General features: G+C 42.0%; 17 protein-coding genes. All 17 read right to left on the bottom strand.

Annotation, left to right across the window (positions count from 1 at the left end; translation table 11 throughout):
* Positions 1 to 20: 20 nt before the first annotated feature.
* Positions 21 to 1,781: a RagB/SusD family nutrient uptake outer membrane protein gene (locus FHS10_RS00955; protein ID WP_259086756.1), complete on the bottom strand. Its 1,761-nt coding sequence runs from the start codon at positions 1,779 to 1,781 to the stop codon at positions 21 to 23.
* 29 nt (positions 1,782 to 1,810) lie between these two features.
* The gene (locus FHS10_RS00950; protein WP_259086755.1) at positions 1,811 to 5,005 is read right to left on the bottom strand and encodes a SusC/RagA family TonB-linked outer membrane protein; all 3,195 of its coding nucleotides are present in this window, start codon (positions 5,003 to 5,005) and stop codon (positions 1,811 to 1,813) included.
* Positions 5,006 to 5,604: 599 nt separating this feature from the next.
* Entirely contained in the window at positions 5,605 to 6,630 is a 1,026-nt protein-coding gene (locus FHS10_RS00945; protein WP_259086754.1) for a LacI family DNA-binding transcriptional regulator, read from the bottom strand.
* A 204-nt stretch (positions 6,631 to 6,834) separates the two neighbouring features.
* The gene (locus FHS10_RS00940; protein WP_259086753.1) at positions 6,835 to 8,862 is read right to left on the bottom strand and encodes an alginate lyase family protein; all 2,028 of its coding nucleotides are present in this window, start codon (positions 8,860 to 8,862) and stop codon (positions 6,835 to 6,837) included.
* 93 nt (positions 8,863 to 8,955) lie between these two features.
* Entirely contained in the window at positions 8,956 to 10,569 is a 1,614-nt protein-coding gene (locus tag FHS10_RS00935; RefSeq protein ID WP_259086752.1) for an alpha/beta hydrolase family protein, read from the bottom strand.
* A gap of 10 nt (positions 10,570 to 10,579) precedes the next feature.
* Entirely contained in the window at positions 10,580 to 12,196 is a 1,617-nt protein-coding gene (locus FHS10_RS00930; RefSeq protein ID WP_259086751.1) for a hypothetical protein, read from the bottom strand.
* Positions 12,197 to 12,326: 130 nt separating this feature from the next.
* Positions 12,327 to 14,951, bottom strand: a complete 2,625-nt coding sequence (locus FHS10_RS00925) for a family 43 glycosylhydrolase (RefSeq protein WP_259086750.1) — start codon at positions 14,949 to 14,951, stop codon at positions 12,327 to 12,329.
* A gap of 133 nt (positions 14,952 to 15,084) precedes the next feature.
* The gene (gene fucP / locus FHS10_RS00920; protein WP_259086749.1) at positions 15,085 to 16,320 is read right to left on the bottom strand and encodes an L-fucose:H+ symporter permease; all 1,236 of its coding nucleotides are present in this window, start codon (positions 16,318 to 16,320) and stop codon (positions 15,085 to 15,087) included.
* Positions 16,317 to 17,261: an ROK family protein gene (locus FHS10_RS00915; RefSeq protein WP_259086748.1), complete on the bottom strand. Its 945-nt coding sequence runs from the start codon at positions 17,259 to 17,261 to the stop codon at positions 16,317 to 16,319. The genes fucP and FHS10_RS00915 overlap by 4 nt, the downstream gene beginning before the upstream one ends.
* Positions 17,262 to 17,273: 12 nt before the next feature.
* A complete protein-coding gene (locus tag FHS10_RS00910) occupies positions 17,274 to 19,103 on the bottom strand; it encodes a glycoside hydrolase family 97 protein (protein WP_259087187.1) in 1,830 nt (609 codons plus the stop codon).
* Between the two features lie 86 nt (positions 19,104 to 19,189).
* Positions 19,190 to 20,227, bottom strand: coding sequence for a family 43 glycosylhydrolase (locus FHS10_RS00905; RefSeq protein WP_259086747.1), 1,038 nt, complete (start codon positions 20,225 to 20,227; stop codon positions 19,190 to 19,192).
* A 29-nt stretch (positions 20,228 to 20,256) separates the two neighbouring features.
* On the bottom strand, positions 20,257 to 21,336 hold the full coding sequence (locus FHS10_RS00900) for a glycoside hydrolase family 88 protein (RefSeq protein WP_259086746.1): 1,080 nt from the start codon (positions 21,334 to 21,336) through the stop codon (positions 20,257 to 20,259).
* Between the two features lie 859 nt (positions 21,337 to 22,195).
* Complete coding sequence (locus FHS10_RS00895) at positions 22,196 to 23,311, bottom strand: hypothetical protein (RefSeq protein ID WP_259086745.1); 1,116 nt, start codon at positions 23,309 to 23,311, stop codon at positions 22,196 to 22,198.
* Positions 23,312 to 23,676: 365 nt separating this feature from the next.
* Entirely contained in the window at positions 23,677 to 24,444 is a 768-nt protein-coding gene (locus FHS10_RS00890; RefSeq protein ID WP_259086744.1) for a LytR/AlgR family response regulator transcription factor, read from the bottom strand.
* A gap of 14 nt (positions 24,445 to 24,458) precedes the next feature.
* Complete coding sequence (locus FHS10_RS00885; protein ID WP_259086743.1) at positions 24,459 to 25,505, bottom strand: sensor histidine kinase; 1,047 nt, start codon at positions 25,503 to 25,505, stop codon at positions 24,459 to 24,461.
* Between the two features lie 39 nt (positions 25,506 to 25,544).
* Complete coding sequence (locus tag FHS10_RS00880; protein WP_259086742.1) at positions 25,545 to 25,901, bottom strand: DUF2147 domain-containing protein; 357 nt, start codon at positions 25,899 to 25,901, stop codon at positions 25,545 to 25,547.
* 41 nt (positions 25,902 to 25,942) lie between these two features.
* Entirely contained in the window at positions 25,943 to 26,608 is a 666-nt protein-coding gene (locus tag FHS10_RS00875; protein ID WP_259086741.1) for an outer membrane protein, read from the bottom strand.
* Positions 26,609 to 26,617 lie beyond the last annotated feature (9 nt).

Below are 26,617 nucleotides of genomic sequence, written 5' to 3'. Positions count from 1 at the left end.
GACCACCCATTACAGACATTTTAATACCCTGGATTTTGCCTCAATTTTGAATTGAGATTTATTTCAACCTGAGGTATCGGCCACAAATAATTTTTCTTTGAAAAATTATGGTTACTCTTACTGTCGATGACTACGCATTTCAGTGTTCCTGCCGCCGTTGAAACCGCTTCCTCTCCCCATACATAGGATGAAGGTGCATAGAAGGATGTATTTGCTCCTGCGGAATTTCTGAAGGCCGTTGTGTAGGAAGCGTCACCGACAACTTCTCCACAAGTTGATCCATTTAGAGCCGTTTCAGCAATACCCCAGCGCTTCAGGTCATCATAGCGAAAACCTTCATGAAATAACTCTACTGTCCTTTCTCTTCTTATCTCATCCAGCATATTCAAACCGTTGGTCGAAACCAATCCATTCGTTAAATGTGCAACCCCGGCTCGGTCACGGATTTTGTTAATTGATTCGTCCAACTGGGCATCAGTTATACTCCCATTTTTTTCATATAACGCTTCTGCATAAATCAAATACACTTCAGCAAGTCGAATAATCGGGAAGTTCGGTGATTCCTGGTTGGCATTACGGTAAGAACCATAGTTATAACTGGCAAATTTCACATTAGCATATCCAGGACCGCCCTTAGTCAAGTCAACGGTAGTTGGTATACCACCTGCATAACTCGTCATTCTAAAATCTCGGTTTTTATATTCATCCCCAGGGTTATGATAGCCCTGAAACAACGGAGATTTTGATGCCGGTAAACCATCCGTACACAAATACATATCCATCATTTTCCGGCTTGGGGTCATCATGTAAGAGGTGAATGATAGATTTACTCCTCCTTGTTTAAGTACATAGTCATAAACGCTATATAAAATAAACTCGTTATTGCTTGCTTTGGTTAACCCAGCCGGATTACTGCCAGCATCCTCGAGGTTAAATAAATAAAATGAGCTCTGATTCGAAAGTGAGGTATTATAATTCCATAATGTATAACCGCCATTGTCCATCACATCTTTAGCCAGTGAGGCAGCTTCGCTGAAAAACTGGGCTGTTTGATCAGATGAGGGTTTTCCGGAGCCAGCAAAGTCAGTAACCGCACCGTTGTATTTCCGCCAGGTTGCTTCATATAACTCAACCTCAGCTTTTAATGATTCTGCCGCCCATTTACTGATACGTCCTTTATCTGCGGAAGAAATTGCCTGCTCAATGGGCAAATCGGCAATAGCATTATCTAAATCGGATAAAATTTGGGTTACAACCTCATAACGACTGTTTCGGGCAGGAGTTAAATCGTTTACATCGAGAACAGTAGTAACAATCGGAACACCGCCGAATCTCTTTAATAAGCTATAATGTGCATTGGCCCTGAAAAAATAGGCTTCACCAACATATTGTTTAATGTCAGCCGCATTACCACTATATACAGCAGCCTGTTTTAGCAGAATATTTTGCGAACGGATCCATGAATAGGCGTTCGAATATGCCGGGTCAGTTGCCGGAACTACGATTGTTCCGCGGCCGACATCTGATGAAAACGCATAGTAGGTGGATAGGTCGGATGAGACATCCATATGATTAAACACATCATTGCCACCGTAAGGAGATGCCCAACCCATCAACTGGCCATAGAACCCGGTTGCATAAGCCCGAAAGTCAGATGGCTGTTTGAAATAGGCTGCATCGGTCAGCTGGTCCTGGGGTTTGAGGTCTATAAAATCTTTTTTGCATGAAGCTGATCCCAAAGCAAGGCCACCCAACAAAATTATATATATATATTTTTTCATGTGATTAAAAATTAACATTGTCATACTATTTAAAGACCTACATTCAAACCGAAAGACCAGGTCCTGTAGAACGGATAACCCACGTTTTGTGAAGTCTCACCCATTTCCGGATCGTAGCCGTCCTTAATACTGGTAGACTCCCATAAATCATTCCCTGAGAAATAAATACGCACTCTATTCAGTTTTGCTCTTTTTGTCCAATTTGAGGGCAAGGTATACCCTACTACTAATGATTTCAGCCGGATATATCTGCTGTTCTGTAACATAAAATCATTATTCTGGTAATTCCATGCGGCACGGTTCTGATCGACTGTGAGGCGAGGGAAAGGCGCATCGGTATGATCCGTTGTCCACGTTTTACCTTCAAAGCTGGTAGGCTGGTTGGTATATATCGTGGCAAACGGGTAGGCCAGATAGCCCTGACGCATAATTAATTGTTTCCCTACGCCCTGGAAGAAAGCATTAAAATCAAGGCCCTTCCATGAACCGCCTAAATTAATTCCAAATTGATAATGTGCATCCCCATCTCCCATGTAAACCAGGTCACTGGTGTTGCCATTGACATTTCCACCGCCGTTACTTAGTATCCCATCGCCGTTTACATCTATGATCTTGGTATCGCCAGGACGAAGTGCTGAACTACCGCTGGGCGGTACCCTGGAAATGAGGCCACCGCCTGCACCATATTTTGCATAGTAGGCATCAACTTCAGCCTGGCTTTGAAAATATCCACCGGTTTTTTGCAGAAACCAGGAATGTAATGGATAGCCGTTTACAAAATTGTTCTTACCTGCGCTATAGGCATCAGCGTTTTCGAGTTTTTTCAACAGCGACTTGCTGTTTCCTATATTCAATCTGACATTATAATTGAAATCCCCGGCATGATCATTCCAGCCTATGGTAAATTCCCAGCCTTTAACACTCAATTGTCCGGAATTTGTCAAAGGCGAACTCCCTCCTAACAGCGCCGGTCTTTGGGTGGACTGGAGCATATGGTTATTTTCCTTTATATAATAATCGTAAGTGGTGGAAAGGCGATTATTTAAAAAATTAAGATCAATACCGATATCTTTTTGGGAAACGCTTTCCCAGGTTGTGGTATTGCTAAATATATCGTTATTCGATAAGTATGAGGTGGTTTGTTTGGCCGGCGGGTTACCCAAAACAGCGGTACCGTTATTAACTCCAACAAGGTAATTATAGGCTCCAACACCGGCATTATTGCCGGAAATACCGTAGCTGGCACGAACTTTACCAAAATTAACTATTGACGTAATGCCTTTTAGAAAGTCCTCTTTTGTAAACGCCCAACCAAGCGAACCTCCCCCATATTTTATAAATTGGTAGCCTGGAGCAAAATTTGATGCGCCATCATCGCGTCCCAATAATTCTAACAAGTATTTTTCCGCGTAATTATAGTTTGCCCTTAAGAGGTATGAATATGTCCCGCTATGTCCTTTTCCTCCAGAGTTGTCCTGTACAGTAGGGTCGGCGAGGTTTAAGTCCTCTACTCCATTATCTGTAAAATATATACGTCTGGCCGATAGATTTTGATAGTTATATTTTTTGGCCTCGATACCACCTGTAGCAGAAAAATTGTGCGATCCAATACTTTTGCCATACTTTAACAATGCCGAGTAGTATTGGGAAAACACATGGTTCGACGTGGTAACATAACCGGGATTACCTGTACTCTGCGTAGTTTCCTGGTTAGCTTCCTGCGACTTATTCCCATACCAATCATAGAGTTGAACTGGTGTATGATAAATTTCCTGACGATACTGTTCGTCCTGAAAATTTACTGTACCTATAAAGTCCAGATTTTTTACGATTCCTATCGTTGCAGCCAGATCCAACCTGTTTGTAAAATCATTAATATTGTTTCGTCCGCCATCAGCCGTGGTAGCCGCCGCATTACGATTGCCTACGTTGCCAAAATTTGCATTCCATTCGCCATATGGATTCTTGGCTGGCCAAAATGGCATATCATTGGCATACAGGTTCGAGCCAAGGCCAACAGAGGGGCTTGAGGTTTTCGCATCGATAAAGCTGTAATCCGTCGTTAACTTAATTCTGTCAGATAATTTATATTCATAGTTAAGACGAAAGTTATATTGCTTCTGACCATCATAGGCTGTAGCCAGTGTAGCCTGATTATCTGCATAGCCCGCTGAAATACGGTAACTGGTCCTATCTGTGTTATTGGCAATACTTAAGTTATGTTGATAAGAGTACCTGCGAGCAAACATTTCATCAATGCGATTGCCTTTTCCCACATAGGCATCTCCCCAATATCGTGTAGTGATAATACCTTCGTAACCGTTAGCCAATTTTTGCATATTAGCTTGGGTATCCCAGCCCCACCAATTCGGTGTGGTTTCCTCTTTGTTCGCATCAAGCCAGATCTGCGCATATTGCTGAGCAGAGGCAGAATAACCTTTAATGCCATCGGTGGTAAAACGAAGGTTTCCGGTATAATCCACTTTGGGACTACCATTCCGGCCCTTCCCTTTTTTTGTAGTTACCAAAATAACCCCGTTTGCCCCATTTGCTCCATAAATTGACGCTGATGCATCTTTCAATACACTGATACTTTCAATATCATCAGGGTTCATATTTTGAAATGATTGATAATTAATAACCGGAACACCATCCACAACAATAAGCGGCGAGCCACCGTTTACAGATGTGGCACCGCGTATCTGAAAGGCCAAACCTTCGTTACCAGGCCTTGGGGAAGATCTGGTCACAAGCAGCCCGGGAGTTTGTCCCTGAAGTGATAAGCCAACATTGGTCACCGCTCTGTCTTCAAAGGCTTTGGCAGTTACTACTTCTACCGCTCCTGTTATTGTGGGCTTTTTCTGCGTACCATATCCAACAACGATTACCTCGTTAAGATCATTATTACCACGAATTAGTTTAATGATTAAAGGTTTGCCGCCGGTTGCCGGCGTTTCCATAGTGGCATATCCGATGTAGCTTACCTGCAGGACTGCTGAGCTGGCAACGTTTAAATTAAACGTCCCATTAACATCAGTAACCGCACCTTTTTGTGTTCCCTTTTCCTTCACAGTAGCACCGATGATTGCCTCCCCGGTTTTAGCGTCAAGTACCTTACCTGTAACCGATATGGTTTGTGCCATGGAATTAAGCGAAAACAACAAGGATAGAAAAAGCATAAGGGCCCTGATCTTGACCCCAGATTGAAGAGTAGAATTTTCCATAATTTAAATAATTAGTGTATAAATAATAATTGGTTACTAAAACGGTTTATAAACCGACGCCATCCAAACAAGTCCTTAATTAATGGCTATAATTGGCATCAAAGGTATAGTGTCGCAAAAATTAAGAGGGGGAATAGCTGGTCAAACAGGGGGGAGATTACTTGCTTTTTTTTAAAATTTTATGTTTTTTTATCTTGATCAATTCATTCTGCTTTTGAAATGACTTCGTGTTATAATTCGATTACCTTTCTTTTTATAACGAAAGCAGAATTCCTCTTTCAACCTTCGTTTTTCAGACTATTTGCTGGCTTTGTCAATATCCTTTAGCGGTATCCCAACGGTGTTCTAATAAACTTAAATCCGAACTTGATTTAGAAAATTAAAGACTAAATAAATATGGCCCCACTGCCGGAGAGACAGTCAAGGGCCATAAACCAACTATAAGAAGAGACGATAAAAACATTCATTGGGCAACGATAAATTAAATTGGCCCCAATAACTTTGTAGTTGCTATCCTGACAAGGAGTTACAATGATGCTTATGTATGCAATTATTCTGTTTAACGTACTGATCAAAACATTCCCTGCCCGGCACCAAACTTAATCTGACTTTGGCCTGGATGATTCCCTGATTTGCAAGATGGCAGGAAGGACAATACTTTTTTTCGCTTTTTTTACTCCTTTACCGGATAACAGCATCAACATTAACTTAATAACGTGTTCTGAGATTTCACCGATGGGCTGGGCAATTGCAGTAATGGTCGGACTAAATAATCTAAAAAGTTTATCATCATCGAAAACTACAATTCCCAGGTCCTCAGGAATACGCAGCTTTAAATTTCGAATTGCCTCGAGTCCCATTTCCGCTAAATAATTGGTAGTGAAAAATACAGCATCTATATTATTGTTGAGGTCAATAAACCGCTGAATCTCCTGAACATTGCTGGCAGGATGATCATAAAAACCTATATTTTTTATAAAATATGTATTTTTGATTTCATCGACGGCTTCCTTGTAGCCGCGCTCGCGTTCCGTCATTTGTATCTGTTCTGAATATAATGTGATCATGGCTATATTACGGTAACCATTTTCAATCAGGTGTTTAACCGCCTTATAGCTGATATCGAAATTATCAACCAGCACATTATCGGCCTCAATGCCAATTAAGGTTCTATCAAATAATACAACAGCCAGATTATCATCTATTAATTCATTGATATCTTCCTCAATGCCGGGAGGCGGTGCAAGAATATAACCATCAACCTGCCTGCGGCGATAAAACTGGATCAGATCCTTAGCTTTCTGCGTATTATTTTCAGTGCTGCTATATAAAATTTTATAGCCTTTCATATAAGCAATTTCTTCCATCGCCCTGGCAATCGAAGAAAAAAAAGGATCGGCTATATCTTCCACCATCATACAAATTGTTTTTGTTTTACCGGTCCTCAATCCTTGCGCTGAAAAATTGGGCATGTAGCTGATTTTTTTTACATGATCAAGTATCCGGGTTTGAGATGATTCACTGATTCCCTTTTCCGCACCCTTACCATTCAAAACAAAGGAGATTGTCGTTTTAGATATATTCAGGTCCCGTGCTATATCATTGATCGTTATTTTCCTCTTCATAATTACCAATAGGTTATTAATAACATGGTTCTCCTAAATATTATGCAGCGTCAACACCTTATGTTATAAACTTGTAAGGGAACAAAACGTACACTTCAAAAAGCAAATGCGACTTATACTAAAGACTTATAAAAATGTGACCAAAAATAATTCTATATAAATGGTCACAAAGGGGGTTATCTGGTCAATTAAAAGGGGGATTATTTATTCCTCTAGATTAACCTGATCAAAACTAACAATAGTAGCGTTCCCTGATAAACCGGAAGAAACAGCTAAGCCGGCTAATACCCGTTTTTTTATTCGGTCGGTTACTGAACCTATTTTCGCCCAGTTTTTTCCATCGACCGATGAGTAACCGACGAATTCCTCCCCTTTTCGCTGCAAACGGAGCCAATAATAACCCGTTAGGCGACTAAAGGTAACTACCGGTTCAGAAAGTATCGAACCTGACGCGATAGTTTTCACTTTATTCCCTGCCCCCCCCCGAAAAAGGAGCACGGTGTGCCAGCGTGGAGCCTCTGCCTGTCCTGACGATTCAGGCTTTATTATCAGGGCTATTTGTGGAGCAGAATCCAGTAGCCCTTCGCGTATAACCAGGCCAAAACCAGTAAACTGTGAACTGATTTGCGGAATGTAACGAAATGTGATCGCGCCATCACCATTTAAAGGGGTATAGATAAATTTAAATTGATTATGTAAACTATCAATCCCTATTCCTTTAGCAATAATGGTAAATTGCCGACCATCGAAAACCGCTGTATCTTTCAATCCTTCTTCGCCTCCAAAAACTGATTGTTTCCAGTTAATTCTGAAACCCGATGTAATGCTGACCGGATACGCGTTTGCGCTTTTACCTGATTTATTGAATGCAGAAACAGTATAGTAATAAGTCCGCCCCGCTACTACATTGTTGTCACGATATAATGAATGAGGTATCTGTCTGGCTAAAACAGAATATGGTCCATTTTTCCGTTCTGCTCGCTTTACGGTATAATATTTAACTCCTATTGATGCTATCCATGTTATAATATTACCATTTGTTGAGGATGTCTTGGCTAATAAACCCGCCGGCGCAGCGGGAATAGATCTGATATTATCTTCGTCTCCCATTGCCGCTACTCTGGAATAAAGAAGGGTGCCAAAGCCCATATGATCGGCGCCTGGTGAACCCTGCTGCTCAGGCCTGACCTTTTCTGCAGCCTGCTGAGTATAGGGTGCAGTTAAACCCACACGATTTACGTAATGATTATAGATCTGCTCGTACACAGCCCGGAGTCTTCCACGACCTTCTGTTGACAGTTGCTGATACAAATATTTACCGGTCATATCTATTGCCGGGGTATAGGGCACATCATATCCCAGATTATATTTCGCCGTATATTCAAACCCCTTTAATAGGCGATTGTCTGCATAAGCATACAAATTCAATCCTTGATGCCAGGCCATTTCAGCACAATCGCCTAAATGAGCTATCCCCAGTTGGGTGTGACTTTGGTCCCGTCCGCTTTCCTGGCATTGCCCGGTTTCATTAATGATATAATTCAACAAACTGCCATCACCTGCGCCATTGATGTAATAGTGTAAAGCCCGCTCAAATATGGGTCGGTCATTGCAAAAAACACCTATCGCCATCATGGTTTTCATGGCGGCAGCATCCCAGTTGCCATTGGCAAAAGGAGCAAAATCTTTGATAACCGGATAGATCACTTCCCGAAAATGTTTCTCTGTATTTTCGATAGATGATGAGGACCAGCCCGAATGGGTATATCGCAGAATTTCGGCAGCGTTCACCATTTTAAACGGACCAAGTCCGGCCATTAATACCGCGTCTCGCCCTGTAATTGATTTTAATGTTGACGACCATGCATCAATAATTTCAATAGCCTTATCTGCATAACTTTGCTCACCAGTAAGCGCCCACATCAATGCATTTTGGTAAGCAGCATTGGCATCTGCATCATATATCCCTTGCCCAACAGTTGGATTTCTGCCCACCATTTTCATAGGGCCTTGCATGTGATAGGTACTTTGTGACTGCGGATGCTCTTGAAAAAACAGAAAATCGCTATATATAGGATCCTGTTTTTCTTTTATTGCGGTTTTCATTCGCGCTATATCCCGCACATTTTGCAACAATCCAGGGTGCATGAACGGCTGTGCGTGGACAAGATCTGCTAAGCACATTGATAAAAAGCTGCATAGAAGTAAACATATTCTTTTTATATAGTTCATGGTTTATTTATGCTATTGGAGATGGTCATTAGACGATTTTAAGCAGCTAAAAACCTTCTATTTTTTATTTTCTATTAATAACAGTTAGGTTCATTATCTGGTGATATAAAAAACTTGTTCAATAGGTTCCGCGGATTGGAACAAGGGTTCTGTCATTCTTCCCCATTGATAGGCTACGATCTTAACTTTGACGGGGTACCTACTTTTAACCGGGGTAGTTGTAAATTTAATCGTACCATTTTCTATATATGCCGGTCCCGAAATAATATAATAATCGATAGGTAATCGTGCATCTGATTTGGCATGTAAAGCCAGTTCTTTTATGCCATCTTTTACATTCTTTAGCTTGTTGAAGGTTATTCTCTGAGGCTTTCCCGCAGTTAGTTTAGCGGGTATGGTCATCTTGCCTGGCTGCACTGCATGACGATATTCCGCGTCGCCTGCGTTTTCTTCCTGTATCCAAAGTTCGCCGCCCATTCCTGCCCGGTCAAACTTCAGCCTAAACGAAGAGAGACCGGTTTGTATGGCCGGGCCGGCAATCACCCTAAAGCTAATGGGGCTTGATGCATGGCCAAGCTTTTGACCTGCATCAATAAGTTCTGGAGGCATCTCGGACAAAAAACCTCCTTTCAACCGAAAAGAAACACCATCTTGTTCCGGTTGAAACTTTAAAGCAGCATAACCCAGTTTAGCTACAGGCAATAGCTTACCGTCCTGTATAAACGTAAGCATTTGTTTTTTGCGTCTTACTCGATCTCCTTCAAACTTCATTGCAGCCATTGCCGTTTCCCTATCAAAAAACCAATAACTGGTTGCATCCATCCCCTTAAATAATCTATAGGGCACGGGCTTAAAGTCATCTTTTTCCATCCCACCTGTACCTGTTAACCAACCTGAAAATCTTTCAATTGGTCTTAAAGCAGATTGCCCCTGTTTCGGCAGGCGGTAGTCACATGCCTTACGGATATACAGCGCAATGAATTTTGCCAAATAATTCGACCAATCGAAATGCCCCCCTCCCGGATCAGTCACTACACTGACCAGGTTATCGGCATCAAGTGCACGTAAAGCTAAAGCGCTTTGCTTTACCACGGGCCAGTAAAAGTCACGGTCGCCGGGTTTCGTCGCCGGATCAGGAACACGGTATTGCGGCCACTCGGTGGTTTGTCCCACAACATAACAAATCGGAATGTTTTTAAACTTTAACGAGTCTGGAAACGGCATGGTTTTAACAGGAATACAGGCAATGGTACGCTCAGGCATAGCATTGGCAAATGTCCAGGCAAACTGCCCGTTAGCTGAATGTCCCATAGGGATAACGGGAGCATTTTTTAATTCCTGGTAGCCCGATTCCTGCGCCAGATCATCCATCATCTGCTGAAAAATGGGTTTCATCCCTGGTTTCATATCTGCAGTAAAAAATTGATCACCTTTTTCTGCAGCGCCAACCCATATGATGCCCAGACCTATTTCTGCGGCGGTACGACGTATTAACGGATCTTCCAGCCAGTTACGTTCCAATAAGTTGGCCAGGGATATGATTACGCCTCTAACCTGCTTGCAATCTGGTGGGATCCATAAATAAGCATTCCGGGTACCGACCTTTAGGCTATACTGGTAAACATGGTCTTCAGATCTATCATGAGCTTTACAGTTACTCATCAAAATAAAAATAACCGGCAATAGAAATGTGATCTTAAAGGTCATTACAATTATGTTATTTATTAATCCAAAATATACGCTCGACGGACTCTGCTGTTTGTAGTTTTGGTTTATTGCTATTACCGTATTGCCAGGCAATTACCGTTACTTTTACCGGAAATTTACTCCTTGGCGGTATTGCAGTAAGGTTTAAACGGTCACCCATTATTTCTGCAGGGCCATCAAGTACATAAAACTTAACAGGAACATTGGCATCTGACGAGGCATCTAGTTTTATCCTCTTTTTATCCGGGTGTTGATTGGGTATAGCCGAAAAGCTAATGTGCTGTTCTTTTCCTTGTGTATTTCTTGGTAGGATAGCCATTAAAGCCTGCTGCACCGCCGGTTTATATTCACCATCACCCGGGTGAGTGGCCGAAAACCATAGTTCATAGCTATGGGGTGATTCATAAAACCCTCTTTGAGGATGAACCCTGAATGTGGAATCATTAACTTTAATGAATGGCCCGGTAATGCGATCAACAGCTATGGGCAAATTGTTTTTAGCATGGCCAATCCGAGAACCAATCAGCATATGCGTCCATACGGCAGGTCTTGGGCTACCGCCAGGTACCGTATCACAGAAAGCAGTATGCACTTTAAAGGTAATGCCATCAGCTTCTGGTTCAAATTTCAGGTTAAACTGCTGATGCACATTATACTGCTCCAATAATTTACCGTCCTGCACATAACCGATCAGTTGTGCCTTTTGATTGCGAAAGCGAGCCTGGTAATCAGCAGTCGCATTAGCCAGTTCCTCATCAAAGTACCAGAAAGCCTGCGCACGATCACCCAGATATTGATCGATAGGGGCCGATTTTGCCATCGGGGCCTGATCAAAGCGCCATTTATCAACCAGCCAGCCGCTTTTTGTGGGATCAATTGGTATTAGTTTAGGTGCTTGTCCGTTAGGGGTATTTTTAGGCATCCGGTATTGCAAGGCTTTTTTTAGGTAAAACGCAATATAAGCGGCCTTACTGTCAGTACTTGCAAAATGGAACTCCGCCGGGCAAGCCAGCATACTCAAAGGCATCAAGGGGTGGGCTTGCTTTTCTTTTAGTCCTTCTTCAGACCAGCTATTGGCAGCCTCATATTCACCCATCGTTTCCAGACATGGGATGTAATCAATATTTCTGTTTCCCCATATGTCTGGAGCAAAAGAAGCATGCCTGAAATATGGCCATTGCCCACTAACCGAAATGGCCGCCAACGCTCTTTCAGGGTGCCATGCAGCCATATAATAGGGGTTGCTTGCTGCGGCCGAATGCCCCATACCGGCAAAAGGAATATATGCAAGTTCGGAATAGCCGGATACTTTGGCCAACTCAATCATGATACTATTAAAAGTTTCGCCGGCACCCTGGTCAAAATGAAACAAAAGATCATAAGCCGGACTTACCCAAACTTCGGCAATACCCAGTTTTCCCATTTCCATTCTGAAACCCGGGTTTTCCAATATGGATTGCTCCTCCATATTATTTTGTGCGAATATGAAGGCTTTAACCTTTTTGCAATCAGGCGGTATCCATAAGAATGCCCTTGCTTTACCTGTATTGTCTTTAGCCCCCTTTACCGGTACTGACCATTGCCATACCGCATTTTGTGCAATAGCAGCTGTAGACAATAAACACATATGTAATATACATAGAAAGGCATATATCTGATGCTTTTTCATTTCGGACTATCCATTAACTGATTTATCGAGTCTTTAACAAGCCTATTCAGTACTTTCCCATTAATTCATAAATTCATCCTGATTAGATTTATGGCGTTATCCTAAACCAATCAAAATCAGCATATCCTCCCGTACGTACATCAGGTTTACTGATGCAAAACAGGCCCACCTTCGCCCCTATCCATTTATCGGGCTGTGCGATAAATGGTACTCCAATCTTTTTAAAATTCATGCCGTCTTCGCTGTAAGTAAAACTACACCGCGCATCGGGCCCACTCACATAAACCCGAAGGTAAACTGTAGACTGACCAATCCGGTCTTCGGCTATGATTTCCTCCGCATTCCCGTTTAATACTCCTTTACAAATAACCTGACTTACTTTAAATCCCTTTTCATCTTTGGCAATAGCCAGATATGAATAATCATTTCCCATGATGAGCAAGCCTGCCTTTTTCCCCTGCCATATCCCCCACTCCACTTTATAATCGACTTTGGTAGTTGCGGTAAAATCAGGTGCAGACAATTTTTGCAGTAACAAGTTTGGTGTAGTCCAAAGGTTTACCGTATTCTTATCTTGCGGATACGCAAACAACCTTAAAAAACCTGATCCTTTTATTTGTGCACCCCACTGAATTTTGGGATTCGCGTTCCATTGCCATTGCAAACCAGGCTTATCAGTATTAAACTCGTCGCTTTCAGCCGGTGTTTCAATGGGGTGGTTTTTACCAGTGCTGGGCTTTTTATAAACAGATACCGGCTCTCCTGTTCCATCACCATCATCGTCTTTTCCTATTACCGGCCAGTTATTTACCCATTTTACGGGTTCCAGGTAAACAATTCTGCCATAAGCGCCTTTATCCTGAAAGTGAATAAACCAGGGCTCACCTGTTTGTGTCTCCACCAGCGCACCCTGATGTGGACCATTTACCGTGGTACTGCCCTGGTTCATCACTACTTTAGCTTCGTACGGGCCATATATATGCTTTGATCGCAGTGCAAGCTGCCAACCGGTAGTTACACCACCTGCAGGTGCCAGTATATAATAATAACCCTTACGTTTATAAAACTTGGGCCCCTCAATAGTGTGGTTATGATCATGACCATCGTAAACATGCTTACCATCATCGGTAACTTTTGTGCCTTCGCTGTTCATGGTAAAAACTGTAATTAAACTATTTACCCCTGCCCTGCTTCCGGCCCAACCAATGCCCAGGTATGCTTTGCCATCTTCATCCCAGATAGGGGTTGGATCTATGATACCCTTACCCTGAAGCACCAGTATTGGTTTTGACCATTTCCCTGCCGGGTCTTTGGCTTTAACCATATAAATCCCAAAATCAGGGTCGGGGTAATAAATATAAAACTCTCCCTTGTGGTATCGGATACACGGAGCCCAAACTCCCTTACCATGCTGAGGCTGATCATATACCGCAGCTGGTTCCTGCCTGTTCAACGCATAATTGATCAGCTTCCAGTTAACCAGGTCCTTCGACTGCAAAACGGGCAATCCGGGCATACAATTAAAGCTGGAAGATACCAGGTAATAATTATCTCCTACTCTTATTGCATCGGGATCAGAATAGTCTGCATATAAAACAGGGTTCTTATATGTGCCATTACCCTGATCTGCAACCCATACTTTGGATATTGGGTTGTAATCTACATCTAATACATCCCGTACCAACAACGGTAGCACCGGACTTGCCAAAAACGGATTAAAACCGTTTTTATTAGTTGCTACGCGGGCCAGAAAGAAGCCATAAACATGATTCTTTTTATCAATCCAGGGATACGCACCAGCCCAGCTTGGACTGCTAATCAATACAGGGTTCCCTTGGACATCCACTTCTTCGCGCCATTCACCCAAGCCATAAATATCTTTACGTTTTGAGGCACGTGCCTTCTCAACAAATTCACCAGGTGCCACCTTCGCTTCGCCAACCTGATTGGCCTGCATTTCATATATCGACTTTACAGATAATATTCTTTTGCCTTTAAAAACACCATCGTTAATGATCATGTTTAAAAAATTCCCATAATCTTCCAAACCCGCCCTGGCTCCGCCGCCAAGCATAGGACTTTGCCCATCAACCTCACTCACAGGTGTAAAATGGGTTAATTTCATTTGTAGCGGCCGGGCTATCTTTTCCTGAAATATTGTTTCCCAGTCTTTTCCGGTTGCAAGCTCAGCTATACGACCCGCTACCTGCATCGCCAGCCCGCCATATTTAAATTTAGTTCCGGGTAGCGTGTCTGCCGGTAAATTCACAATATGAGCAACTGATTCTTTTAAAGTCTGGTAGTTATCGCGATGTCGCCCTTCAGGTTGATAATCCGGATATCCGGCTGTGTGCGACAATAGTTGTCGTAAAGTAGCTTTGCCTTTGATATCCTTAAACTCCGGTAGCCATTTACTCACCTTGTCATCCCATGAAAGCTTACCTTCATCAACTACAGCCGCTATGGTTGCTGCAGCCAGCCATTTACCTGCTGATGCTATATAAGCAGCCGATCCGGGCGTATAGCTGCCAAAATATTTTTCATGAATTACCAGATTATTTTTTGCTATGAGGATGGACGCTCCGGTATAATATCCACTATCTACCCAAGCTTGAACTTTCCTATCGAGATATGAAAAATTATATTTTGGAGAGTTTTCATTGCTTTGGGCAAAAAGGCTTATGCTCATCACCATTAATGATAATATCTGCATAATTATCATAAGATGGCTAAAACTATATTTTTCTCTAATTATCGTCACGAAACCAATTTATTATACCATAAAATATAATGCACACATTTACAAAAACAACGAATACCTTTATAAAGTAAAGCGCTGATTTCATTTATTGAAATCTCACTTTATAAAACTTAATGCCAAACAAAAAGATTATCACATAACAAACAATCGGCAAATAATAAGCTTTAGCCACATCATGGTTGGCGATCTGGCCCATCAGCAGCGGGAAGAATGCACCCCCAACCACCCCCATAGAAATAAAGGAAGAGGCCTGCTGGGTATGTTTACCCAGGTTTTTCAGACCTAAACTAAAAATAGTTGGGAACATGATGCTGAAAAAAAAGTTGATCATCATTAAGGCAACATATGATGTCCATCCCCAGCCCTGGGCCACAATAACACACATTACAGCACTTCCTGATGCAAATGCAGCCAATAATTTATTAGGAGCTACAAACCTCATGAGGTAAGTACCTGCAAAACGACCGGCAGCCATCATGGCCATAAAAACGCTCATATATCCGCCAGCAGTTTCATTACTGAAACCCATTACATCGTGCCCGTAATTAATAAAATAGGCCCAGGTTCCGCCTTGTGCTGCTACATTAAAGAACTGGGCCACTACTGCCCATACAAAATGCTTGTGCTCGTATAGTTTTTTTGTTGGGGCAACATTTACATTTATGGCATCGGCATTAGTTTCTGATACGGCAACATGATGATCTGTTAATACTGGAACTTTTAAAAACAGGAAAGCGATAGCTATACACACAATCACACACCCTATGCCAACATATAACGATTTAACAGAGGCCAGATCGGTAGAATGTTCACCTGCGGTACGCAGCAGAAAATATGACCCAAGCGCCGGGCCGATGATAGTGCCTACTGCGTTAAATGATTGCGAAAAGTTAATACGCTGATCACTGGTTCGCTGATCGCCTAAAGATGCGGCAAAAGGGTGTGCCACGGTTTCAAGCGTTGCCATACCGCATCCTAAAATGAACAGGGCGATCCGGAAAAAATTGAACGACGCCGCGTTTGCCGCAGGCACAAATAAAAAGGTGCCAGTGGCAAACAGAATCAGACCTAAAATAACGCCAGGTTTATAGCCGAATTTCTTTAAGAAATATCCCGCCGGGATACTCATGATAAAATAGGCGCCAAAAACAGATAGTTGTATCAGCCCTGACTGTGATTTGGAAACGCTCAATACATTCTGGAAATGTTTGTTCAACACATCGCTCATGGAATGGAGCAATCCCCACATTAAAAAAAGAGAGGTGACGAAAACAAAGGTCACGATAAATTTCTTCTCGGTAAAAGCTGGTTTATTGGTCATCGGATTTTATTTTTCTTTGTTGGAGCCTCTGTTTTATCAAATGGTCTAAAAAGGTCGGCTGCTCCCAAGAGTGCAGCATGCTCCCCCACTTGGGCCAATTCTATTTTTACACCACTTAAATAGCTCTTCAAGGATGGTAAAAAAAGGTCAGCGGCAAGTGCGATGTTTCCGCATAGGATTAAGCATTCTGGAGATATCGTAAGGACATGTGGTTTTAGAAAATCACTTAAGTTTTGAGCAAAATCCTCAAATACCTGGGCTGCATCCTGGTCCTTATTAACAGCCCTGACAGCAAGTTCCTTTACATTCTCGACGGTTTTGCCAGATAATTCGTTATATCGTTTTACGAACCCCCTTGTTGATAAATAATCATCGGAAATAGTTTCCTTGAACGGTAAACTACCTAAATTCAAGTCCCACGTTTCTCTATTTATAAAATGAGCGGAACCAAACCCCGTTCCAAGGGTAACACCCATTACGTTACTATATTCCTTTCCGGCCCCAACAATACATTCACCAGCGATGGTAGCTTCTGCGTCATTTCTGAATTTAATACGGTTATGATGAATTTGCAGGGTTTCGGACAGGAGGTGTTTAATGTTAGCACCGTAGATAGATTCATATTTGTTCAAGCCTTTGATATAAGAAATTCCATTCTCATAGTCAAAGGGCCCGGGCATAGCCATCGATAAACCCGATATATGAACATTGGCTCTTTCCATGGTCTGTTTTAACACATTACTCCAGGTAAATAAAATATCCTCTGCCGGAGCCCGGCTGTTGATATCAACCCGGATCAGACTTTGCTCTATGATCTTGTTTTCTTTATAATTACATATTGCAGCTGTTACATGTGAACCACCTATATCCGCGCTTAGAATATATGGGGTAAATATGTTTTTAATTGGCATGTCCAGATTATTTTCTATTGTTAAATCCATTATTGAATAGGCTTATTTAATTTCTTCTAACTGCATTGCCTCACCTCCTGATGGTTGCAGACTAATGCTTAAAACCGTTTTGCTATTAACCAACATGTTACCCACACGCACATGTGTAGCTGTAGCAATACTGGAATCATCACTATATATTTTAGCCTTATATTTTTTTCCTGGCGTCAGAAAGCTAAGAGCGACTTTAAGTGATCTGGCCTCGTTATTGGTAATGGTACCTACAAACCACTCCGTTCCTTTCCGTCTTGCAGTAGTGATATACTCACCGGGCATACCTTGTATTATCCTTGTTTCATCCCAGGTAGTAGGGATCTCGCTCCAGAACTCCAATTCAGGCTCCTGATGATACTGCGAGGGATGATCGTACCAAAACAAGGTTTGAATCGGGCTATAGTAGATGGCTGCCAATGCCAATTGATGAGCATGGGTAGTTTTTATCCGGTGATCAAAGTAACAAATCGTATAATCAGCCGGACCAGCTATATACCGGGTAAAGGGTAAAATAGTATTGTGTGTAGCATCCGGCATTTCTTCGTTGCCCTTGATGCCTTCGGCTGTCATTAAGTTAGGCCAGGTGCGCTGCTCGCCAGTAGGTCTCCAGTCATCATGTATATTTACCATCACGTGGCTGTCTGCTGCTTGTCTTATGGCCTTTTCAATCCAAGTTGTCCACCTGTGGGAACCGGACTGCACAAAGCCAAACTTTACGCCTTTTACGCCCCAGCGCTGATAAATCCTGAAAAGACTATCGCTCTGGGCTAGCAAGGCTTGCTGATTAACATACAACCATACTCCTATGCCTTTTTGGCGGGCATAATCAATAATATCTGGCAGATTAAAGTCCGGAATAGCCACATGTGTAGCATCTGACTGAAAACTGAAGGCCGGGCCGTACCATTTCCAGTCAAATAGAATATATTGCAGTTTTTGCTGTGCAGCAAAGTCTATATTGGCACGAGCATCAACAGTTGTCTGGGTCATCACACGCATAATTTTGCCAGGCTGTATCCAACCGGTATCTTTGATCCGGCAAGCCTCATTCAGATTGAGCAATAGTGAATTGTTTTCAATCAGTCCACCTGGGTGGTCAGCAACAATTATGGCTCGCCAAGGTGTGGCAATAGGCGAGATGAGTTGCGCCTCTCCAAACATAGATGTAACTATAGTACTGGGCTTATCACTGAGTTTATATTTGGTACGGGCATAATCTACCAATCCGGCTTCTGCCAGGCAGAGGTATTGCTGGCCCGGTAGTTCTACGGTCAGCGGTCTTTCGCTCTCACCTGGCCAATTGTGCAAGGGCAGTTTCTGATAAGGAGCCTGCGCCCAATTGGCTACCCAGGCCATGGTTCCCTCAGGTAGTGAAAACTCAGTTTTTTCGTCTGTAATGTTATAATAAGTACCTTTAGGATTCTCCGGCAGATAATACCTGATAGCCGCGCCCTGATTATAAACCCTAATCTGCACATGCATTTCGTAGATTGGGTTATCATCTTTCTTAAGTTCTACATTAGCATAGTTGTATTGGTCTCTGACAGTAGCGCTTTCGCCGTTTAGCGGCGTCCAGGTAGAATCATGTGCGCCGGTCCTTATTCCTTCCACGACCAAATTTTCGCACCAATCAGCATGTTCATCAACTTTTAAGGCCATAGCGTTTTCCGACAACCGGTTGTCCATCCTTACATCGAGCAGAGATTCCAGTACCAGCGGCTTACCATTGCGTTCAAGATGGTAATACATAGCCCTTTTTTGAGGCTGTAGCTGTTTCTGATAAAAGGTAAGTACCAATTGTCGGTCAGGAGAACTGACGCGAACTACAGTACCAGGAATCGTCTCTCCAGCCCAAAGCAGTTGTGGCAGAGTTATAGTAACAAAAAAAATGATATAAGGCAAGCGTTTCATGTACATCTCAAAGTCTAATGTTGAATGGTATTACCCGCTGGTTGGGACGTATTGGTTTGGCCGGTTTTCACATTGATTGTCCAGGGTCGTGGTTGGGGAAGTGCTAATTGTCCGTCACCTATATGTAGCGGCATCCACAGGTATCTGGAATCCCATTGGGCGCTGGGTTTCCAGATATCGCCCATATAGATTATTGTAGTTTGCTTGGCACCTTCAACTTTTAAAAGCATAGTAGATTGCGATCCGTAGGTTCTTTGTTCAGGAGGGGCAATATCTTTAAAATCGCTCCACGGCCCCGCCAGGCTAATAGCGGTTGCATACTTGTTGGGATTAGGCGTCCATCCCGTAAGCAGGGAACCAATGCAATAATACAAGCCCTTATAATGTACAATGGCTCCGCCTTCCATATGCTCTGGTATCAGGCAAACATCCTTTTCAACATCCAGGTAGTCGTCTGATAGCCTGGCTATGTGGAAGCCATTCGGACGGTCTTCGAAAATAAGGTAGGCACTGCCATCATCATCAATAAATTGACCGATATCCCGGCTTTGATAGCCCAACGGCCTGAAAGTGCGTATAAATTTAAATGGACCTTCGGCTCGGTTACTTACAGCTACACCTACGCGGGCATAGCTGTAGCCAGATGCTGTATTCACCTGCCCGTTGGCATCCACCATCTGACCATCTATGTGCATATACATCACATATTGCTTATTCTTTTTATTGTAAAAAACTTTGGGGCGTTCTAATACCCAATTGCGCAAATTTTGATCAGGTCGCGTCAGGATCAGCGCATTGCCCTTAAATGTCCAGTTAACCAAGTTTTTTGAAGCATAACAGCTTACGTAGCGGTAAGCCGTATCTAGATCCCTTGTTCGTTGCTCACCATACCACAAGTAGGTGTCTTTTACTTTAATAACACCACCGCCGTGGGCTTGAATATGTCCACCATGGGTATCGGGCCAGATTGCGCTGGGCTTAATGGTGTCGGTTTGAGCCCACAAATACTTTGTGGAGCAAAGCAGGATTATTAACCAAATTATTTTTTTCATAGTTGAATTGTCTGAATGATTTTGTTAGGTTATTTCATTTTCTCCAGCCGCACTAAAGCTTCTAGGTAATAATAGTCAGCATAAATAATCGATGCGTCTATTTCGGTTCCCGCTGGGTGATGCCCGGTAGAGTGCAGCAAAAAGGCATCATTTACACCACGGCTCTGGTATGCTGATGTGGAAAGTGTTTGCAGCATAGCTTCTGCCTTTTGCCGGTAAATCCGGGCCTTGGGTTTATTTTTTATAAAGGTCGATAGTTCCAGCAATGCAGAAGCTGTTACACATGCAGCCGAAGCATCTTTAACAGCATTTGGGATAGCCGGGTCGTCAAAGTCCCAATAGGGTATCAGATCAGTTGGTAAACGGTTTAGATACACATCGGCCACCTTTTGTGCAAAATTTAAGAATTCCGCTTTCCGGGTTTCGCGGTAGCACATGGTGAAGCCATATATTGCCCATGACTGTCCCCTGGCCCACATACTGTTATCTGCATAACCCTGATGGGTTATCCCTTTTAATTTTTTACCGGTAACAGTATCATACACTACTACGTGATAAGAAGTATAATCGGGCCTGAAATGGTTGTGCATCGTAGTTTCCGCGTGTTTAACAGCAATATCATATAAACGCCTGCTACCGCCATTATTTGAAGCCCAGAATAACAACTCCAAGTTAATCATATTATCAATAATGGTATTATGGGGCCAGTTCATCTTTTTCACCATTCCCGGCCATGATAAAATAGTACCCACCTTAGGGTTAAACAATGTAGCCAGTGAATCTGCCGATTTTAGTATCACCTGTTTATATGCCGGATCTTTAATTAGCCGGTATCCGTTGCCGAAGCTGTTAAAGACCATAAAACCCAAATCATGATCAAACCCGCTATGCTCAGCAAGTGGCTTTAACTCCTGTGTGAATTTATCTGCAGCTATTTTCCATTTTTCATCCTGGGTGCCTTCATACAAATACCATAAAACCCCGGGCCAGAAACCGCTGCACCAATCTTTATAGTTTACATAGCGCCAGTCTGTTTTACCTTTGTCTATATTACGAGGCAGGTTATTATTGTTTGCAGGAATAGCATTTAATGTTTTTTGCGCCTGCACTGCACAATAATTTATATTGGGTAATATCTTCAAACTGCTTTGAGCATTCGCCTTAAATCCTGCACTCACAAAAATGAATACTGCGGCTGACCTAATGATATTAGAATGGGTTTTCAAATAATTATCTTTCATAATATTACTATCATTTCTCCTCGCCATATTCCCATGCATGCACCCATTTAATTAATATTATATAAAGGCGTTTGCCTAATAACAGGTGGATTAATGGTTACTAAATTGATTTAATGATACGCGCAAAAGCACATCCGGAAAAATCATTTATAATTGCGTTTCGAAAGTAGAGCAAAACAAAGATTTACACGGTAGGTAAACAGGTCAAACAAGGGGGAGAAGAAATGAATTATATAGAAATTCAATTATATTTTAATAAAATACCCCAAATTACCTCAATGCCCACCCATATAGTCCAAGCTTGATGGCTTTTCTATGGTAGACCTAATCTTGATTATGGAATACCTGTACAGCCTTAAAGTCATGTATTTCCATCAATGGACAGAATGGTATTCAATCCGGAGAGGGCACATTTGGATGGTACGTGGCTGCCTTTGCCTGAATAAGGAATTTTCAGGTAATGAAAGTACATGATTCGGCTGTTGGGCCTTCAAAAAACATGCCTCCCAGAATAAGATAGTAGCCATTTATTCCGGAGTAAATCCCAAACGCCACGTTAGCTGAAGATTCTAATGAACTTAGATTGACAAAATATAAGAATAGTTAAATAAAAATCTAATCTTTTGCTGGCACTATTCAAAAACTGGAAGGCATTTCATTGAATTGATTTTTTTTCAAAAAGATATCATAGTCACACAATCTTTCTATATCGAAAGCAGTACATTGCTCAGATATCTTTTTTATATATACGGTACTTTTTGTACGGTTCACCTTTTATTGCCGTGATTGCGTTGTTGATGAGGAAATTATCCTCCAATGTCCAGGACGCCTCCGCATACTTTAGTCTCTTCTTACGGTATTCTTTAATGATTGTTCCGTATAAGCAGGCTTCGATCCCCATTTTTCGGTAACCATCAATCACCCCCAGTAAAATAATCCTTATACCGGAAACTTTCTTCCTGTTGAGCAGGATCTTAAAGAGGCCAGTTGGAAGCAACCGCCCTCTTTTTACCTTTTTCAGCACCTGGTTAAAGTCTGGTATGGCTAATGCAAATCCAACAATCTTACCATCCTGCTCAGCTAACTGACAAAAGTCAGGGTCAAGAATCATTTTCATTTCCTTCCCTATATGATCAAATTCATGATCCGTCATGGGTACAAACCCCGTGTTTTTATCCCACGCTTTATTATATACTTCGCGGATGCTGACAGCTTCCTGCTTAAAGTTTTTCATATTGATCTTGCGCAAAGAAATCCGGTTACGTTTCAGGCGCTCACGCAACTGGTCAAGTAGCCTTAACGACTTGTCATCATAGCCGTCTTCTCCAAAACGAAAAGCAAGTAAATCCAGCTTTTTGACGAAGCCTATGTTTTCAATCAAAACCGGGTAATAGGGAGCATTATAAGGCATCATGACTATCGGCGGGAATTGAAAGCCTTCTACCAGCAACCCGCATGTTTCATTGAACGAAAAGTTAGTTGGGCCGATAACCTGGCTTACGTTTCTTTCCCTCAACCATTCGACGACAGCATCAAAAAGAAGACCAGCAACTATTTGATCATTGATACAGTCAAAAAAACCGAAAAAGCCATCGGTGGCCTGATTATATTGATTATGCCGATTGTTAAGAATAGCCGCAATTCTTCCAACAACTTTATTTCCTTCATAGGCCAAAAAGCATTGTACATTTGAATGTTCGTGGAAAGGATGTTTTGTAAACAGCTCTCGCTGGGCAATAAAAAGTTCAGGTACATAATTAGGATCACCTTTATACAGATCATGTGGAAAATCAATAAAGGCGCTTAGTCCTTCCTGGGGGGTTATGGATTTTATCTTAATCATTTTCGTGTTAAAATATTAGCACTTCTTAAACAATAGGAATGTCAGGGTTCTAATTCAATTATTATGCTGAGGATACACGGAGTCTTTTGAAATACCGGACTTTACTTTAGACCTTACTTTAATAGTATGTTGAACGGGATGTTGCTTGCTGTGTAAAGTGCGCATCAGGGCAACTACTACCAGCGCGGAAAGGCCTATCAATAGCGCTTTCTTATATAATCTATCTACAGACTGCGGGTACATTTTGCATTTATTTGATGCAAAAATGTAATGGATAGTCGGTATTCTTCTTTTTAAGTGACTGAAGTGCCTAAATTGGGCACTGAACGTGCAAAGACCCCATCTCAACTGCGAAGCCTCCTAGCTTACAAATCTGATTGATCTAACCATTTTTTTAACTGGGTTGACTTTTCACGACTTATCAGGATAGCTTCATTTGAGGGAGGGACAAGTTCAATTTTTAACTGGCCGTTAAAGGATTGATGGATCTTATGGATAGATTTTAGGGAAACAATAAACTGGCGGCTTATCCTGAAAAATACATCAGGGTCAAGTTCTTTCTCCAGGATTTCCAAAGTTTGATCGATCATATACCGTTGTGCATCATGTGTGATTAGGAACGTTGCTTTATTTTCCGAAGTGAAATAAGCGAAATCATTTGCCATCACCAATATGTATTTGTCTCTATAAGCGATTAAAAACCGGGAGCGATATATCGGCTGTTTGGTCTGCATACTTTTGACAAGGCTCAATATACTTTCGTTGCTTTCTAATCCAGCAATCGCCTTTGCTTTGGATAAACTATTTTCCAGTTTATCGGCTTCCAAAGGTTTTAGCAAATAATCTACACCGTTTACTTCAAAGGCTTTGAGCGCATATTCGTCATAAGCGGTGATAAATATCACGGGAGCTGTGATCTTTACATGGTTAAAGATCTCAAAACTTAAGCCGTCAGTAAGCCGGATATCCATAAAGATAATATCCGGCTGCCCATGCGTCTTCAGCCATTTGACACTTGCCTCAACCGTTTGGAGAGTTCCTGCAATACTAATGTCCATGTCTAAGGCATGAAGCATCTTTTCAAGTCTTTGTATATTCGGGAGCTCATCCTCGATGATTAAAACATTGGGCATAGGAATTTTATTTTTTACTTATTTAAATTGATCAATGGTATCTTCACCTGGAAAAGGAGATCACCATCCGTGATGACAGGTGCAGGGGCGTTCAGCAGACGGTATCTTTCCCTGATGTTTTTAATGCCCATATTTGTACTTGGCTCCGGTATCAATTTGGGCATTTTATTGTTCTCCACTACAAGGAATTTGCCCTCCGGAAAATAAATGTGAATATTCAATGGTGCATCTGTACTGAATACATTGTGCTTGATCGCATTTTCTATCAGCAATTGTAATGTCAAAGGAGGCAGGCAGGATAATTCAGCTACTCTTACCTCATCGATTCTGACGTTGATACCGTTCCCATACCGGATCTGATACAAAAACAAATAAGCTTTAATAAATTCCAGTTCTTCTTTTAGGGGTATCAGGTTCTGTATCCGGTTGGTCAGCATATATCGGTAAATGGACGACAATTTGGCGATGTAGGAAACAGCCGTTGATGGCCGATCATCGATTAATGCAGTTACGATGCTCAGGTTATTAAACAGGAAGTGTGGATCCAGCTGTAATTTTAATGCATCGAGCTGCGCTTGTGTAGTAAGCTGCTCCATTTCCAGTGACTTCAATTTTGCGTCGTTCCAACGATAAAAGAAATACTCTGCTGCAAAAACAGCAGTGATCAGCAAAGAGAAGATTACACCGACAATAAGCGTTTGTCTGAACATCAACTCATCATAACCAAAATAATGAGGAAAGTTGATCTTAAAAAACAAGGTAAGCACCAGGTAAACAATGATGACATGTAAAAAAAACTGTATACCAAACCTGATTTTGATACGACCTTCCCAGGGATACCATTTATTAAGCCATGAGGTCAGCTGGATACCTGTCTCAAACAGGGCAGTTGCATAAGCTACACTAAATAGAAACTCCAGGATAAAATCGCCGAACGCATAATATCGCCAGCTGTTAAAAGTACGGTCAAAAGGATTGATTAATGTAAGGATCAGGTACAAAACCAACCCGAAGCCCGGATAACCATATATCCTGTATAACCGATAACTGTGTTTATGCATATGCTAAAATAGATATAAACCTATAAATACGGTAAACGATCAATTTACCCGTTTCCAGGTCTCATTAAAGCTCAAAAAACCCCACTTTACTTTAAGATTCAACTGTGTACCCGAATCGTTGATCGTGAAACGACCTCGATAGGTCTTATTGTCTTTCGGGTCGATCACAATACCCTCAAAAACCTTTGTAGTCATCGATTTAAGCTCTTTCGCAATAATTTTATTGTTATTAATTTTATCTTTCTCCGTTTCAGAACTGATCTGTTTAGCGGTTAACACCTGTCCTTCTGGATAAAACTCGATAATATCTTTATCCGGGGTTTCCCATTTACCGATGATGGCTACCTGCTGCGCATGGGAAATTAAACCAAAAAACACGGAGAATACGGTGCTCATAATAATTTGTTTGTACACGGCTATAAATTTAAAATGGTGAATTATAAAGGCGCTTTGATACCGATCATCGCGCTGATTCCGCTCAAATGGGTACTTGATTTATTAGGAAGATTGGGTATAGTAGATCCCTGCCCTTCCAGGTAAAATGTAAAGGATCTGGATACTTTGTAATTGATACCGGCACCTGCGTTGATATAGAGGTAAGTACCGGAAAAGGTGGTATAATTGACAGTGTTGGAAACCTTATCAAAGGAGGTGGCCGGAACGTCAATGAAGGAGGCACCGGCACCGGCCAGGACAAATGGCTGCCAGCGACCAAAACTTCGCTGGTAACCAATGTTTAAACCGAGGTTGGTACTATTTGTTTTTGCGTCGATCAACGAGCTTAACGTTCCAAAAGCGTTTTGGGACTTGAAATTGACCGTGGTTTGGCCGAATTGCAATTTGATAAAATAATTTTGATGGTAATTAAGTTGCAGTGAAGTCATTGCGTTGGAGCCGGTCAGCGTCTTCTGGCCTTTTACCTGATCATAAGGTATAAACACGCCCACCGAACCTCCAAAATCCAGGTACAATTTCCGTGCTGTCGGGTCATCATTATTTTGTGCACGGGCGGCGGAGGTTAATGCGCCAATACATACCAGTGTAATAAAAAATTTAGTTCTTATTTTTTGTCCGGTTATTGAATGCTGTTTCCTGATTTTCATTAGTCCTAT

Origin of the sequence: Mucilaginibacter dorajii (assembly GCF_024808255.1) — a bacterium.
Lineage (GTDB): Bacteria > Bacteroidota > Bacteroidia > Sphingobacteriales > Sphingobacteriaceae > Mucilaginibacter > Mucilaginibacter dorajii.
The sequence above is the reverse complement of the archived record's forward strand: the minus strand, read 5'-3'. Positions and strand labels throughout refer to the sequence as shown.